Source organism: Mitsuokella sp. UBA4253 (assembly GCF_002395285.1).
In the GTDB taxonomy this organism is placed as follows: domain Bacteria; phylum Bacillota; class Negativicutes; order Selenomonadales; family Selenomonadaceae; genus Mitsuokella; species Mitsuokella jalaludinii.
In genome coordinates this window covers 55,698-71,602 of record NZ_DGWR01000016.1, presented here as the reverse complement: position 1 = coordinate 71,602, position 15,905 = coordinate 55,698, and the positions used below count along the sequence as shown (strand labels likewise).

Sequence of the window (15,905 nt, the reverse complement as noted above, 5' to 3'; positions counted from 1 at the left end):
CAGGACGTGGAACTTTGCTCACTCTTGCTCGAGCTGCTGCCTGGCAGTCTGGAAGAAAACCTGCATGGGAGGCAGGTCCGTCATTGCCTGCCCGGCGCCTGCGTGTGCATCGCGTGTATATGCCATCAAGATACCCCTTCTGTTCGTAGGAACGTTGCGCTAAAACAAAACGTATGGCTTTATTATAAAGCAGGGGCGAAAAAAGTGGAATCGATTTTTAAAATTTACTATTTGACCTATTGACATTTTGACTAATAGTGGTACAATAAGAATTGAAGCGAGGGAGAGAGCCCCGGAGAAGAGATCGAGAGATCTGAAGGGGCGAGCGCCCGAGACTTCATCGAATTGTTCAAAAGTTCCCGGACAGCAACACGCATCAGCGTGCCACTCCGGCAAGTTGCAGAAAGGGGATTTGCTTTATGTTTGGTTTGGTTCCATTTGCATCGCGTCATGATCTCGCAAAAGAAGAAAATGATTTTGATCGTCTGTTTGATGTCTTCGATGAGCCGTTCCTGACGAACTTCAAGGCTCCGGACTTCAAGGTCGATGTCAAGGACAATGGTACGAGCTATGAGCTCACGGCTGAACTGCCGGGCCTCAAGAAAGAGGATATCTCCCTGACGTATGAGGATCATTACCTGACGATTGCCACGAAGAAATCCGAAAACAACGACGAGAAAGACGAAAAGGGCAATTACGTCCGCCGCGAGCGCCGCTCGAGTTCGATGAGCCGCTCGTTCTACATCGACAACGTCGATGAGGAAAAGGCTACGGCTGACTATAAGGACGGCGTCCTGACGGTTTGCCTGCCGAAACAGACGGAAAAGACAGAACCCTCCCACACGATCTCCATCACCGACTGATGCAGGTCGCTGGTGATTGAACCTAGTTTTCCCTCATAACTCTCTCTACGATATACAGTGAAGAGCCGCAGCTCCTTTTTTGGAGCTGCGGCTCTTTGTGTTCTGTAATCCTTTTCTCGCGTACAACGCGTACAATTGGATACTAGTTGGAAGCGGATTAATTTTTGCGATATATATTGACAATCACTATCATCAGCTATACAATACGAAAAGGTTTATCAAAGAGAATGACTATCAAATAATAGCCAGAGGAAGATAGGATCGAAGAGGTGTAGCATGAAGGAACGTATTTTGTACAGCAGGATTGCGCTGGCCTTGGCCAGCCTGGCCATCGTTTCCCCGTTCGTGGCTCAGCCGGCCATGGCGGCAGCTCAGGACGAAATCTACGATTTCGGCTCGAGCGATATCTATGCAGAGAAGTCGGCAGAGCCGGTGGAGCCTGCAGAAGCGGAACAAGCTCCAGCATCTGTGGAACCGGTAGCGGAATCGACGGAAGAACCGGCGCCCGAGAAGGCGTATCCGGGCGGCCAGGTGGCGACAGAGGTACAGCTCGGCGTGCTCGGCGACCACCCGACGCTCGATGTGCCATTCAACATCACGGGTTACACGGACAAGATGATGGAAGACAATCAGGTCTCGACTGTCGATGATGTCATCGTCCACGATCCGTCGGTCAGCGACCAGACGCTCTCGGGCGTCTCAAGCGCCTGGAATATCCGCGGCTTCAAGGCACAGCAGCAGGATGTCCAGCTCAACGGCCTCTACGGCATCGCGCCGCGCTTTTACGGCGGTGTCGAGGGCGTGGACCGCGTCGACGTGCTCAAGGGACCGAGTGCCATTCTCGCCGGCATCGCGCCGAACGGTTCCCTGGGCGGCACGATCAACTACATCACGAAGCGTGCCGGCAGTGAGCCCTTGAACCGCGTCAAGATCTCGTACGGCAACGGCGGGGTCTTCACGCAGCAGGTCGACTTCGGCAGGCGCACAGATGACGGCAAGGCCGGCCTGCGCGTCAATGTCCTGAACCGCAACGGCGGCACTTCGTTTGATGAGCACATGCGCACGGACTCCATCACGGTCGGTGCAGACTACAAGGGCGACCGCTACCGCCTCGGCTTTGATTACGGCTATGTCTACAACAAGGTATCGGACCAGCAGTACCAGGTGACGATCGGCAGCAAGGCGCTTGCGACGATGTCGAGCATGTTCAAGGTGCCGCGCGGAACGAAGTTCGGCGCCGACGGCGGTTACCGCTCCATCCACGAGCAGTACGGCATGCTGCACGGCGAGTACGACCTCAGCAAGGACTGGACGGGATACTTCTCCTACGGCCTGCGCAACACGAAGATGGAGTACTTCTACAACAACTTCTCGCTCTCTGGCCTCAGCGGCGCGGCGACGATGAAATACTCGTACAACAACCAGATCAACAAGGCGGATTCGGCCGAGGCCGGCGTGCGCGGCAAATTCTTCACGGGCGACCTCAAGCATGAGCTCACGGTGGCGGCGAACCGCATCCACTACACGCGCTACATGAACAACCGCACGGTGGCATCGGGCCTCAAGACGAATATCTGGAACATCGTCTTCCAGACGCCTGAGAATCCGTACAGCTGGTCTGCACCGAAAAATGATGAGAACACGTTCACGGGCGTGGCGCTGATGGACTCGATCACGACGCCGAATGACAAGTGGCAGTTCGTGCTCGGCGGCCGCGAGCAGCGCGTCAAGGTGGATACCTACAATACGACGACGGGCGCGGTCAAGACGCATTACGATGAGTCGGTCTTCACGCCGGCCTTTGCACTCGTCTACAAGCCGCAGAAGAACGTCTCGCTCTACGCCAACTACATGCAGGGTCTCGATGCCGGCGATTCTCTCGTCACGGATACGGATGCAGCGAATTACGGCGAAGCCTTTGCGCCGTTCAAGACGAAGCAGTATGAGGTCGGCGTGAAATACGACTTCAGCAGATGGGCATCGACGCTCTCCGCCTTCGACATCAAATCCCCGACGCTCCTCGAGAATTCGGCTACGAAGATCTATGCGCCGAACGGCGAGGTGCGCCACCGCGGCCTTGAGTGGAATGTCTTCGGTGAGCCGCGCAAGGGCACGCGTCTCATGGGTGGCCTGATGTTCCTCGATGCGACGTATCGCAATACGGAAGGCGGCCTCTACGACGGCAACCGCGTCGCCGCGACGTCGCGCTGGAATGGCGTCATGGGCCTTGAGCAGGACATTGCTTCGGTTCCGGGCCTGACGCTGACGACGAAGCTCACCTACAACAGCTCGTCGTACATCAACGAGGCCAACAGCTTCCGCGTTTCGCCGTGGGCGACCTGGGATCTCGGTGCGCGCTATAAATTCAAGTCTGGCGGTGTGCCGCTCACGCTGCGCGGTGATGTCTACAACGTCACGAACCGCAACTACTGGCGCGCGCTCCAGAACAACGGCATCTTCCTCGGCAAGTCGCGCACCTTCATGCTCTCGCTGACGGCTGACTTCTGACGAGAGGAGCGATACGATGGCATCCACAAAGCGGACGGCACTGCTGGCGGGCATACTGCTCGCCTTGCTCGCCGCCCTCGCGCTTTTCTCGCTGACGGTCGGCGTGCGCGATATTTCCTTGGCGGGCGTGCTGCACGCGCTGCAGGCTGGCAGCAGCCAGGATCCTTCTGACCTCGTGGTCTGGACGTTGCGGCTGCCACGCCTTCTGGCAGCGCTTGTCTGCGGCCTGAGTTTTGCGGTGGCGGGCGCGCTCATGCAGGGCGTGACGAACAATCCGCTGGCCAGCCCGTCCATCCTCGGCATCAACGCCGGCGCGAGCTTCGGCCTGGCGCTCGCGATGATTGTCCTGCCGGCGGCTTCGCTGCAGGTGACGATCATCAGTGCGTTTTTCGGCGCGGCGCTCGCGACGGCTTTCATCCTCGTCCTGGCTTCGCTCAAGCACGGCCTGACGCCTGTCTACATTGCCCTGGCGGGCACGGCGGTCAGCGCGGTATTCATGGCCGTCACGCAGGTGCTCGTCGTCTTCTTTGACGTTGCACAGGAACTCAGCTACTGGACGGCCGGCGGCATTGGCGGGATCCGGATGGCCTCGATTCTGGGCGTCATGCCATGGACCATCCTGGGACTCCTCCTTGCTGTATCGGTCTCCCGCTCGGTGACGCTGCTCTCCTTCGGAGAGGATATGGCCATCGGGCTCGGCGGAAAGCTTTCGCGCATCCGCCTGCGGGCAGGCCTTGCCGTGCTGATCCTCGCAGGGTCGGCCGTGGCGGTAGCGGGACCGGTCGGCTTTGTCGGACTCGTCGTGCCGCACATCACGCGGCGCCTCGTGGGCATTGACTACCGCCTCGTCGTGCCGTTCTCGGCGCTCTTTGGCGCACTGCTCGTCCTAGTCGCCGACATCGTGGCCAGGACGGTCTTCCCGCCGTTTGAGATCCCGCTCGGCGCTGTGACGGCGCTCGTCGGCGTGCCGTTCTTCCTCTACCTGGCCAACCGGAAGGAGGTGCGGGGCTGATGGGAAACAGGCGCTATCTCGCCACGCTACTCACACTGGCAGCACTGCTCGCGGGGCTCTTCTTCCTGCACCTGGCGACAGGGTTCCACTATTTCACGAAAGCGCATCTGATTGCCGTGCTTCTGGGAGGCGGAACACCGGAGGAGGTCCTGACGGTATTTGACTTCCGCATGGTGCGATCCATCCTGGCCGTCCTCATCGGCATGGGGCTGGCTGTCTCTGGTGCTGTATTCCAGACCATCTCCAAGAATGAGCTGGCGAGCCCGAGCCTCTTGGGCGTCAATGCCGGCGCTGCGCTCGCTGTCATGCTGCTCATCTACGGGACACCTCAGGCGACGGGCCTCGGCATCTGGGAGCAGCCGCTTGCCGCTGTCATCGGCGGCGGCCTGGCTGCGGGACTTGTCTTTTTCCTCTCGCACCAGCGCGGCCGCATGACCTCTACCTATAAACTCGTCCTCAACGGCATTGCCGTCACAGCCGGCCTGCACGCACTGCAGATCCTGCTGATCGTCGGCCTGGATCCGACGCGCTTCCAGCAGATCAATACCTGGCTGATCGGCAGTATTTTCGGCAACAGCTGGACGCATGTGGACATCCTGTTTCTCGTCGTGCTCCTCATCACGTTCTTTTTCCTGGCGAGCCATGAGACACTCGACCTCCTGGCTTTGCGCGAGGAGAACGCGCTGGGCCTGGGCATCCGGGTGAACCGGACGCGCTTCCTGTTCCTGATGGCTGCTGTCGTGCTGGCTTCATCCTGTGTGGCGGTAGGCGGCAGCATCGGGTTTATCGGGCTCATCTGCCCGCATATCGCAAGGCGGCTCGTCGGCGTGGCGCACAGGCGCTATCTGCCGGTGACGGCTCTTTTGGGCGGCGTGCTGCTCGTGGCAGCGGATTACACAGCCCGTGTGATCATCGCGCCGGATGAGATGCTCGTCGGCCTGATCGTCTCTCTGATCGGCGCGCCGTATTTCCTGTACATCCTCGTGCGCAGCAGGGGCTGACGGCACGATGGAATCACTTGAAAAGGAAGGATGGAATCCATGGAACTTTCAGCCAGGCATCTGAAGGCCGGCTACGACAAGAATGTGATCATAGAAAATATGAACCTAGATGTGCCGGCGCACAAGGTGACGGCGCTCATCGGGGCGAATGGTTGCGGCAAGTCGACGCTTTTGAAGACGCTCTGCCGCATTCAGCCGCCGCTCGGCGGCGAGGTGCTCCTCGATGGCCGCTCGATCTTCGCGGAAGACAGCCGGGAACTGGCCCAAAAGGTCGCCATACTGCCGCAGAACCCGATGGCCCCTGCGGGGCTTACGGTGCGGGAACTCGTCAACTACGGCCGCGCTCCGCATCGTTCGCGTTTCTTTGCGCGCACGACGCAGGAAGATAAGCGCATGGTCGAATGGGCCCTGCAGGAGACCGATATGACGGCTTTTGCAGACCGGCCGGTGGAGGCCTTGTCGGGCGGCCAGCGCCAGCGCGCCTGGATTGCGATGGCCATCGCGCAGGACACAGAGATCCTGTTCCTCGATGAACCGACGAGCTTCCTCGATGTGGCACACCAGATGGATGTGCTGACGCTCGTGCGCCACCTCAATACGGCTTATGGAAAGACCATTGTCATGGTCATCCATGAGATCAATGAAGCGGCGCGCTTTGCCGATTACCTGCTCGCCATGCGGCACGGCACGCTCCTCTATGAGGGGACGCCGGATGAAGTCTTCACGAAAGAGATGCTCGCCGATGTCTTCGGGATCGATGCCGAGCTGCTGCGCGATCCGCGCACCGGCCGACCGTACTGCATCCCCTACGTGAGCCGTGAGCGCCTGGCGGGCAGCGCATCGAAAGAGGAGAAGGCCTATGCGTAACCGGCTTCTGAGCGCGGGCTTTTTCGCACTGCTCATTGCGCTGAGTGCGGTGCTGGCTGGCTGCGGCAGCCAGGCTTCTTCCGGCAGTGCCAAGAGCACGGCGCTCTTTGATCCCGATGTGCCGCGGTCGGATGCGCCAGAGGCGATTGATGCCGAGCTTGCCAATCGATTTATCCAGACGAAGAATGCCTCCGATAAGATGTTTTCGGAAGAAGATGGCCGCACCGTCATCACCCATAAATACGGCAGGACAGTCCTTCCGGAGAACCCGCAGCGCATCGTGGTCGTCGGCCTGGAGGATACGGCGGTGTCTCTCGGCATCCCCATTGCGGCAGCGCACCTTGCCCCGACCTCGTATCTCTACGACACGATGAAAGCGCAGGGCATCGAGAATATTCCCATCAATGTGGAGACGAAGACGGTCAACTTGGAAGCCGTGCAGCAGGCAAGCCCGGACATCATCCTCCTGCGCGACAGCTATGACAGGAATACGTACCGTGCCCTGTCCAAGATCGCTCCCGTCGTGCCGCTTGACCTGCAGAAAGAAGAGGTCACAGAACTCGCTGCAGCGAGGGCCATCGGGCAGAGCGAAAGGGGAGAGGTGCGCCTGCGCGCCTATTACGATACGGTGCAGCAGGCAAGACTCGCCATCAAGAACCATATCGGCGATGCGACGGTGGCGTATCTGCGCATCATGCAGAAAGAGATACGCCTCTATCCGTACTCCGCCAATGCGACGAACCGGTTCATGTATGAATTGCTCAACCTCAGGCCGGACCCGATGGTCGTGGCGCTCGACCGGACGAAGAACAATCTCGCCATCTCGATGGAATCCCTGCCGGATCTCCAGGCGGATTATCTCGTCCTTTCGAGCGGCTACGGTGCGAGCAGCGCCGGCAGCACAGAAGCGGCGGAAAAGCGGTATGAGGAGCTCCGGGAAGATCCGCTCTGGCAGACGCTGCCAGCTGTCCGTGAGAATCACCTCTTAGAGGTCGATTCCGTCATCTGGAATGCGCACGGACTCATCGCGAAAGAACTGGCAATCGCCAATCTCAAAGACTGGCTCGGCGGACAGCCGTGACAGCGGTCAAGGATAGAAGACAGATCCTCAGGACCTGTCATGAATCGTATAGAAAGGTATAAAAGGAGATCATAATGGAACTTTTGACGACAGGAATCACGTTTTTCCAGAAGGGCGGCATTGTCATGTACGTACTGCTGCTCTGTTCGCTTTTTGTGTTCTCAATCGGCATTGAGCGCGCGATGTACTTCCGGCGCATGGATTCTGGCCGCGCGTTTGCCCGTGACTTTTACCTGGCCCTGGCCAACAACAAGTGGCAGAAGGCCGAGCAGATCGCCGACCATGCGCGTGGCGCCCTGGCTGACATCCTGTTCGCGGTCATCACGAAAAAGCCGGAAGCCCGCAAGAATCCGTCTGCTTACATGGAAATCCAGTCCGGCATTGCGCTCGCGAAAATGCGCAAGCGCCTCTACTACCTCAGCGTCATCGTCACGATGGCACCGCTGCTCGGCCTGCTCGGCACGATCAGCGGCATGATCACTTCCTTCTCGGTCTTCAATCTGGAATCGGGACAGGCTACGGCCATCACGGGCGGCGTCGGCGAAGCGCTGATCGCTACGGCTATGGGCCTCTGCGTTGCCATCATCTCGCTCACGGTTCATGCTTATTTCTCGCAGCGCATCGAGAACATCGTCACGGATATGGAGCAGTGCTTCTCGATGGTCGAGACGGCTGCCGCTGAGTGCGATGGCATGAACAAAGAGGAGGCAGCCTGATGAGACTTCGGGACAGAAGGAGCTTTACGAAGCCGGAAGTCATGATCATCCCGATGATTGACATCATGTTCTTCCTGCTGGTCTTTTTCATGATCAGCACGCTTTACATGGTCAACCTCAAGACGGTTGACGTCAATATGCCGAAGGCGGCCAGTGCTCAGACGCAGATGAACGTGACGTATCTCGTCACGCTCAAGAAGGACGGTACGCTGTACCTTGAGGACCAGCCCATCGAAGAGAAGGCGCTCATCAAGCAGGCGCAGCAGGAAAACCGCAGCAACAATCATTTTGCGATTGTCGTGCGCGCCGATGAGGGCATCGATTACGGCAAGGTCGTCGACCTCCTCGATCACTTCCGCAAAGCTGGCATCAGCCGGTTCGGACTCGCGGCTGATGCCGGCGGAAAGTGAGGCAGAGGATGCTTCGAGAAGATAAAGAAAATGCAGCTGGCTGGGGGATTTCCTGTGGTGTTCATATCATCATCCTGATGATCGTGGCCGCGACGGGCCTCTTCCAGGCCGTTTCATCCGAAAGCCATCCCGTCGATGTCGAGATCTACGACAATGTGACAGAGGATGAGCAGCCGTCGGATGACAATTCAGAGGCAGAGGCGGCGCCGGCCGAATCGGAGACGGATGCGCCGCAGCCAGATCCGATCGTCGTCGACCAGAGTGTCGCCGTTCCGGAGATCGAGACCGAGCGGAAGGACGAGAAGGAACAGCCCGAGAAGAAGCAGGCGGATGCAGCGGATCCGTCCGCCAAGCATCCTGCTGCTGATGCGAAGCCGAATGCCAAGGGCTCGCCAAACGGCAAGCCGGGCGGCGATGCAGACAAGCCAAAGGCCGGTCCGGCCCGCGATCCGGCTCACGTCAAGCACGTCAAGGTGCACGCACAGCAGCTCAGCACCGCGCAGCCGGCCTACCCGGTTTCCTTGCAGGCGAAGAAGGCTGTCGGCACCGTCACCGTCAATTACATCATCAATGCCTCAGGAGGCGTCGAGAGCCCGCAGATTGAAGCATCCTCCGGCTATCCGGAGATGGATGCAGCGGCTCTGGCGGCTATCGTGAACTTCACCTACAGCCCTGCGCGCAATGATTATGATGAACCTGTCAACACGCACGGACGCTACACGTTCCGTTTCCATCCCTGATGACCGGATGCAAAAACCTGACCATTTCTGGTCAGGTTTTTTTGATGGGACAACGTCATTGTGCTGCTTTTTCGCGCAGCAAAGCGATTTCTCTTGCGTAGCCTGCGGCATCGTTCGGCGTCTCGAGGATGAAGGGCAGGTCTTTGAGCGCCGGGTGGCGGACGACGCGCACGAGTGCATCGAGTCCGATATGGCCTTCGCCGATGCGGGCGTGGCGGTCCTTGTGGCTGCCGCGCTTGTTCTGGCTGTCGTTGAGATGGATGGCCTTGAGGCGTGCGAGGCCGATGACGCGGTCGAACTCCGTCAGCACCTCGTCGAGGTGCTCGCGGATGTCGTAGCCGCCGTCCCAGACGTGGCAGGTGTCGAGGCAGACACCGAGCTTGTCATCGTGTTCGACGCGGTCGATGATGGCGCGCAGTTCCTCAAACGTGCGGCCAACCTCCGTGCCCTTGCCCGCCATGGTCTCCAAGAGGACGGTCGTCTGCTGGTCCGGCGTGAGCACATCGTTGAGCTGCTGTGCGATGAGTTCGATGCCCTTCTCAGTTCCCTGCCCGACGTGGCTGCCGGGGTGGAAGTTGTAGAGATTGCCGGGCAGGTGCTCGAGGCGCTGGATGTCGTCGGCCATCGCCTCGTGCGCAAAGCGCCGCAGATTTTCCTTAGCGGCACAGGCATTCATCGTGTAGGGGGCATGCGCGACAAGCGTGACGATACCCTCATCTTCCTTGTACTGCAGGAAGGCTTCGACATCTGCGAGGTCGAGCTCTTTCGCCCGGCCGCCGCGCGGATTGCGCGTGAAAAAGGCAAACGTGTCCGCATCGAGCCGCGACGCCTCGCGCCCCATGGCGAGAAAGCCCTTGGCCGAGGACAGGTGGCAGCCGATGTGCAATTTATATTCCATAGGCATGTAATACTCCAATCTGTTATCAAGAATTGTTATTTGTTATAGTATAGCACATAAAAAAGACACCCGCATGAAATCTTGCGGGCGTCTCTGTCGTTTTTGCTCTACTGAGCCCATGTCTTGCGGTACTTGCCGGGCGGCATGCCGACGATGTTGCTGAAGACAGACTGAAAGTAGTTGGAGTTGTTGTAGCCACACTGCATGGCGATATCGGTAATCGTCATGTTCGTCGTGAGCAGCAGCGTCTGCGCTTCTTCGATGCGCTTGCGGATGATGTACTGCATCGGCGAAGAACCCGTCAGGTCCTTGAACGTGTGGGAGAGGTAGTAGAGGTTGATGTGGAGCGCCTCGGCGATGTCGGGGAGCTTGAGGTCCTCGAGGTAATGGGCATCGATGTACTCCTTGATGCGCGTGCCCATGGTGTAGGAAGGATTCTCTTCACTCGTCGCCTTTGCCTCGGCCAATGCAGTGACCGCGACGACGATGGCCTGCGTCAAGGCGGCGCCAATCTCGCGGCGCTCATCGTCCTCGCCGTTGAGCGCTGCCAGGAGTTTCGTCTCCCGCAGCAGATCGCGCAAGAAGGCATGCCTCCCTTCTTTGCTGAGATGCAGCACGAGCGGTGTGTCATGTTTGGTGAGGTGGCCGGGGGCCAGGCCGCAGAGATGGAGTGCACCGATGCGCATCGTGAAGCCCATGAAGGAGCTGCTCGTCTTGAAGTCGTGCAGCGTATCGCTGTTGATCAAGACGAGATCTTCAGTGCGCAGCTGCTGGCTGCCCTCTTTGAGGCGCATGCGGCAATGCCCCTTCTCGACGAAGAGGATCTCTGCGACGTCATGATGTGATTTCAAGGTGCCGAACGGTGTGGTAGCGGCGAGGTTCTCGATGGACTCGAGGTGAGGACGCCTGCCGAGCTCGAATCGCGATTGTTTCGGACTGCCAAATGGTAGGATAGACATATCTTTCGACCTTTCTGCGCCAGAACACGGATAAATGCGAATTTAAAACAAAAATTATAAGTTTTCGCAAAATGCCGAACAAGAAAACGGAGAAATCCATGCCAGCATTTCGGTATAATAGACTCCAGAAAGATCAGTTAATGATGATTTGATGGTTGCCTTTTGAGGAAGTGAGCTTCATATCTATTATTATACTGATAAATCACAAAAAATCCAGTCTTTTCCGGAGAGTCTGGAGAAAAAGGAATAATCAAAGTTGCTTTTTCGTAGGAAAGGTAAGGTGGAGAAAATGCTGAAATGGTTCCTGACTGGACCGGATAAGCCTCGCATCCAAGACAAGGCTGTGGTCAAGAAGATGTATCATACAGCACGTGTTCAGGCCGTCACGGCCATGATCCTCGGCTATGGCATGTACTATGTCATGCGCATGACACTCGGTGTCGCGAAGAAGCCGATGCTCCAGGACGGCTTCACGCCGACAGAACTCGGCATGATGGGTGCGGGCATGCTCGTCGCCATCGCCATCGGCAAATGCGCCAACGGCTTCATCGCTGACCACTGCAACATCAAGAAAATCGTGCCGCTCGGCTTGCTCGGCGCAGCTATCGTCAATGCCATCCTCGGCATGAGCAATACGACCTGGGTCTTCATCGTGCTCTGGGCTGTCAACGGTGTGTTCCAGAGCATGGGCTCAGCACCGTGTATCGTCTCCCTGTCACAATGGTTTGCCAAGAGTCAGCTCGCTACGTACTACGGTGTCTTCAGTATCGCACATTACGTCGGTGAAGGCGCTACGTACCTCGGCACCTCGATGATCATCGTCGCCCTCGGCTGGCATGCCGCCTTCTTCGTACCGGGCGTCGCCTGCATCGTGCTCGCATTCATCATGTATCGCTTCATGCGCGACCGGCCAGAGACGTACGGCCTGCCGTCTGCCAATGAGTTTGAGGGCGAAGTCGCCCAGGAAAAGAAAGAGCAGCAGGTTTCCACGAAGGAAGCACAGCTCATGGTCATCAAGAACCCGTACGTATGGCTGCTTGCTGCAGCGGCAATCTGCCTCGGCATCTCGCGTTATTCCATCTCGAGCTGGGGCGTCATCTTCCTGCAGGAAGCAAAGGGCTTTGACCTCGTGACGGCCGGCAGTATCATGTCGCTCTCCCCGATTCTCGGCGGTGTCGGCTCCTTTTTCTCCGGCATCATCTCGGATAAGATCTTCCATTCGCATCACTCCGTCACGACGATTGTCTTCGGCATCGTCATGCTGATCGGCATTACCGGTGTCTGCTACGTGCCGGCTGGCGACCCGACGCTCGCAGCTGCCTGCGTCGCCATCTTCGGCTTCGGCCTCGGTGTCATCCTCTGCTTTGTCGGCGGCCTGCTCGCCGTTGACCTCTGCCCGCGCAAGGCAACTGGTGCGGCGATGGGCGTCATCGGCCTGCTCGCTTACGGCGGCGCAGCTCTGCAGGATATCGTCAACGGCATCTTGATGGATTCGGCAAAGGTCGTTGTCGACGGTGTCACGACGTATCACTTCGAGACAATCACGAACTTCTGGATTGCCTCGGTCGTCATCATGACGCTGCTCATCGTGCCGACGCTCTGGGCTAAGAAGCACAAAGAAGCGGACGGAGAAGCTTAACAAAAGATTTGCAACATCATTCTTTCTCTACTATTATATCAATACAGGGAAAGAATGATTTGCATTGAGGAAATCAGAGTACGAATAGGACCGCGGTCCCTTGGTGTCCCGTTTTTCGGCTGCAGTTGAAGCAAGGATTACGTCAGGTCTCGGAAGGAAGATACTATGAACAAGAACATCATCAATGGGCCCTATCTTCTGGACCCGCGTGCCACGCAGATCACAATCGCCTGGGAGACCATCGAGCCGGCGGATTTCAAGGTGACGGCGAGCAGTGCAGACGGTGCGGAGTATCTTGGCGATGTCGCGTATGAGCGCGAGGAACCCTGCCAGGAGTACCCGAACGGGGCCTGTGTCTACACGGCGGTCATCGAGGGGCTGGCACCGGCGACGGAATATGCATACACAGTCATGGGCGGCGGCGAGGTCGCAGCTGCGTCATTTCAGACGCTGGCAGAGGCACCAAAGCACCTTCATCTGTTGACGCTGTCAGACTCGCATCTCTTTCACAACAGTTCGTTCTTCAAGAAGATTGCCGTACAGGAAGCACCGGAGTTCATCCTGCACGGCGGTGACATTTCTTTCGGTACGGGCTATCAGCACGATCAGTATCAGGACAACTGGTTCCACAAGATTCCCGATGTCCTCGCGCGCATCCCGGCCTACTACATCCACGGCAATCACGATGACGGCCCTTACTACGACGCGTTCTTCACGGCGACGCAGGGGCGCACAGTCCACACGGCCGACGGCGGCAACACATTCTCGTTCGATTACGGCCCGGCGCACTTCACGTTGGTCGACAGCAATCCCTGGGGCCTCTTCGAGATGAATGCCGTCAATTCCGAGATGCCGCTCGACCGGGAGACGCGCAAGCGCATCGATGATACGCTCAAGTGGATCGAGAAAGACCTGACGAGCCCGGCGGCAAAGAAGGCGAAGTGGCGCATCCTCATGATGCATCACCCGTACACGGACCCGTTCAACAACCGCTACATCGTGCCGATTGCGGAGCGCTGCCAGGCACAGCTTGTGCTCGGCGGCCATCTCCACTACTACATCAAGTCGGTCTCCGTAGACCCGAGAGTCGGTGCCCGCACGGTATACGTCTGCGAGGGCAGTGCGCAGGATCCGGAGGCCGAGTACACGGCGGCCCGCGAGGACAAGCGCCTGCTCAGCGAATTCCCGGAAATCACCGCTACGGGACGCAGCAATTACGGCATTCTCGACGTGACGGAAGAGGCGCTTGACTACCGGCTCTACGGCTTTGAGGAAGATGGCAGTACGAAACTCGTCGACACGATCCATCTGACGCACGATGAGCCCGACATCGAGTTCACGGATATCGAGCTGCGCCGCTTGGATAACAACGGCAATATCGAAGTCCGGGCGCTGGCCGAGAACAAGGGAACGGCCATGGCAGAAGCTGTCATCCACCTGCTCGACAACAAGTGTGAGCATGCCATCAATCTCTTCGGCAGTGAGGAGAACAGCCAGGTCGCCGTGCTCGAACCGGGGGAGAAACGCAAGCTCGCAGCCGTCTATCAGGCCGTGCAGCCCGGTGAGCACATGTTGCGCGTCGGCGAGACGGAATTGAAGCTCGTCGTCTTTGAGCCGACGCAGCTCTCTTTCGCGCATATGCGCGTGCGCGCCGGACAGGGCGAGGCTGCTGACTGCATGATCGCAGGCATTGAGGCGACGAACAACCTCGACCACGAGATCTTTGTCTCGGTACCGCTCTACATCAATCAGCGCATCGCCGAGACGAAGAGCCTGTTCTTCCGCGGCCATGAGAAGCGCTATATTGAGTTCCACTACAAGTTCCAGCAGGGCGGCGAATATCAGGTCAGCATTGCCGACCAGCTGCCGAAGGAAGTCTCGATTGAAGGTGGCATCCGCATCATCCCGCGCATCCTCGACAAGTCGGGGCACGGCCATACGGCCCTGCTGCACGGCTCGCCGAAGGTCCGTGAAGTCGACGGCCACATGGAAGTCGCGCTCGAGCAATACGGCGATTACATCGAGATACCGGCGAGCCGCGATCTTCGCGCGCCGCAAGGCTTCACCGGCATGGTCTGGGCAGACATCGACCGCCTGGCAAGGCCGAGCGAGATGGGCCACAACCCGCTGATGGTCCGCGGCAAGTCCGTAGGCTGGGGAGCGACGTACTGCCTGCGCATGGTCGTGGAGCGCGCCGGCGGCCTCAAATGGGGCATCTGCCATGATATCACGGAGTATTCGTGGCAGGGCGGCGAGGCAAAGATCGGCGAATGGGCGCAGTACACGATGACCTTTGACAAGAAGGCGGGCGGCGATTCGTACTGCGATGGCACGCCTTTGGCACATGTGGCGGGCATCTCGGATGACAGCGAGGTCCGTCAGTGGGACGACCAGCCGATCTTTGTCGGCTATTCCTACATCGGCCACGTCATCCCCGAGATTGGCCGGCCGAAGTACTTCACGCATCTGCCCGGCCGCATCAGCCAGGTCCGCTTCTACAAGAAAGGACTGACGGCGGAGGAGAATCGGGAGATTTACGAGCATCCCGAGGCAGAAGGCCCCGAGCGCGATGACCTCGCGGTCTGGCTCGACTTCCACAGCATCCTCAAGGTCGGCACGCACACGACGGAGTGGCGCCATCCGGCCATCTACGACCCGGCCTTCAAGACGCAGAAGAAGTATTGGCATTTCAAGCAGCTCAAGGCTAAGACGCATCTTCCTTTGCAAGCCAGTATGCGGGCGACAATCGAAGTGTCGGATGATATGGCTACCGTCAAGGCGAGCCGCCAGATCGTCCTCAAGGACGGCACGAATTACGTCGATATCTCGAATCTGCCCGAGGCGCAGTACTTGCGCATCGTGACGGAATTCGCGGCCGAAGTCGGCCCTGATGGCACGTTCGTTCCGGAGCTCCTGTCGTATCAGGTCGTGGCGGAGAATGAGCGCGACTTCACCGACATGTTCTGGTCAACGCGCCCCGACTGGGAGCGCGGCCGCTTCACTGGAGCCGTCGGCTTCCCGCCGGTCGACCGCCTGCGCGACTATCCCGAATACACCGATGTCATCCATGGTTGAAGACCTCTCCACCTTTTTTACGAGGACAGGAACTCCTGTCCTCTTTTTTGTGCTGAGACGCATTCAACGGAACGCCGAAGCCGAAACAGGTTCTTACGCCACCGTAGCATGTGCATAAACCAAAAAGCCGGCTGCA

General features: G+C 58.5%; 13 protein-coding genes. 11 read left to right on the top strand and 2 right to left on the bottom strand.

Annotated elements, in window-relative coordinates:
- Window positions 1–419: 419 nt before the first annotated feature.
- From B2X55_RS09070 to B2X55_RS09030, 9 genes are all read left to right on the top strand, one after another.
- Complete coding sequence (locus B2X55_RS09070; RefSeq protein ID WP_286821849.1) at window positions 420–863, top strand: Hsp20/alpha crystallin family protein; 444 nt, start codon at window positions 420–422, stop codon at window positions 861–863.
- Between the two features lie 276 nt (window positions 864–1,139).
- Window positions 1,140–3,371 carry a TonB-dependent receptor gene (locus tag B2X55_RS09065; RefSeq protein WP_286821848.1) on the top strand — a complete coding sequence of 744 codons (2,232 nt, stop codon included), beginning with the start codon at window positions 1,140–1,142 and terminating at the stop codon, window positions 3,369–3,371.
- A 16-nt stretch (window positions 3,372–3,387) separates the two neighbouring features.
- Window positions 3,388–4,383, top strand: a complete 996-nt coding sequence (locus tag B2X55_RS09060) for a FecCD family ABC transporter permease (protein WP_286821847.1) — start codon at window positions 3,388–3,390, stop codon at window positions 4,381–4,383.
- Window positions 4,383–5,384 carry a FecCD family ABC transporter permease gene (locus tag B2X55_RS09055; protein ID WP_286821846.1) on the top strand — a complete coding sequence of 334 codons (1,002 nt, stop codon included), beginning with the start codon at window positions 4,383–4,385 and terminating at the stop codon, window positions 5,382–5,384. Before B2X55_RS09060 ends, B2X55_RS09055 begins: the two co-directional genes overlap by 1 nt.
- A 39-nt stretch (window positions 5,385–5,423) precedes the next feature.
- On the top strand, window positions 5,424–6,251 hold the full coding sequence (locus tag B2X55_RS09050; protein ID WP_286821845.1) for an ABC transporter ATP-binding protein: 828 nt from the start codon (window positions 5,424–5,426) through the stop codon (window positions 6,249–6,251).
- Complete coding sequence (locus tag B2X55_RS09045; RefSeq protein WP_286821844.1) at window positions 6,244–7,332, top strand: ABC transporter substrate-binding protein; 1,089 nt, start codon at window positions 6,244–6,246, stop codon at window positions 7,330–7,332. The genes B2X55_RS09050 and B2X55_RS09045 overlap by 8 nt, the downstream gene beginning before the upstream one ends.
- Before the next feature lie 74 nt (window positions 7,333–7,406).
- A complete protein-coding gene (locus B2X55_RS09040; protein WP_286821843.1) occupies window positions 7,407–8,048 on the top strand; it encodes a MotA/TolQ/ExbB proton channel family protein in 642 nt (213 codons plus the stop codon).
- Entirely contained in the window at window positions 8,048–8,458 is a 411-nt protein-coding gene (locus B2X55_RS09035) for an ExbD/TolR family protein (protein ID WP_270527976.1), read from the top strand. Before B2X55_RS09040 ends, B2X55_RS09035 begins: the two co-directional genes overlap by 1 nt.
- An 8-nt stretch (window positions 8,459–8,466) precedes the next feature.
- Window positions 8,467–9,198, top strand: a complete 732-nt coding sequence (locus tag B2X55_RS09030; RefSeq protein WP_286821841.1) for an energy transducer TonB — start codon at window positions 8,467–8,469, stop codon at window positions 9,196–9,198.
- A 55-nt stretch (window positions 9,199–9,253) separates the two neighbouring features.
- On the opposite strand, the gene B2X55_RS09025 is transcribed toward B2X55_RS09030, so the two are convergent.
- Window positions 9,254–10,096, bottom strand: a complete 843-nt coding sequence (locus B2X55_RS09025) for a deoxyribonuclease IV (RefSeq protein ID WP_286821840.1) — start codon at window positions 10,094–10,096, stop codon at window positions 9,254–9,256.
- 107 nt (window positions 10,097–10,203) lie between these two features.
- Window positions 10,204–11,055, bottom strand: coding sequence for a helix-turn-helix transcriptional regulator (locus B2X55_RS09020; RefSeq protein WP_270527973.1), 852 nt, complete (start codon window positions 11,053–11,055; stop codon window positions 10,204–10,206).
- 289 nt (window positions 11,056–11,344) lie between these two features.
- Between B2X55_RS09020 and B2X55_RS09015 the strand changes: the two genes are divergently transcribed.
- The gene (locus B2X55_RS09015; RefSeq protein ID WP_286821839.1) at window positions 11,345–12,694 is read left to right on the top strand and encodes an MFS transporter; all 1,350 of its coding nucleotides are present in this window, start codon (window positions 11,345–11,347) and stop codon (window positions 12,692–12,694) included.
- Between the two features lie 165 nt (window positions 12,695–12,859).
- Window positions 12,860–15,769 (top strand): metallophosphoesterase, encoded by a 2,910-nt coding sequence (locus B2X55_RS09010; protein ID WP_286821838.1) that lies wholly within the window; start codon window positions 12,860–12,862, stop codon window positions 15,767–15,769.
- Window positions 15,770–15,905 lie beyond the last annotated feature (136 nt).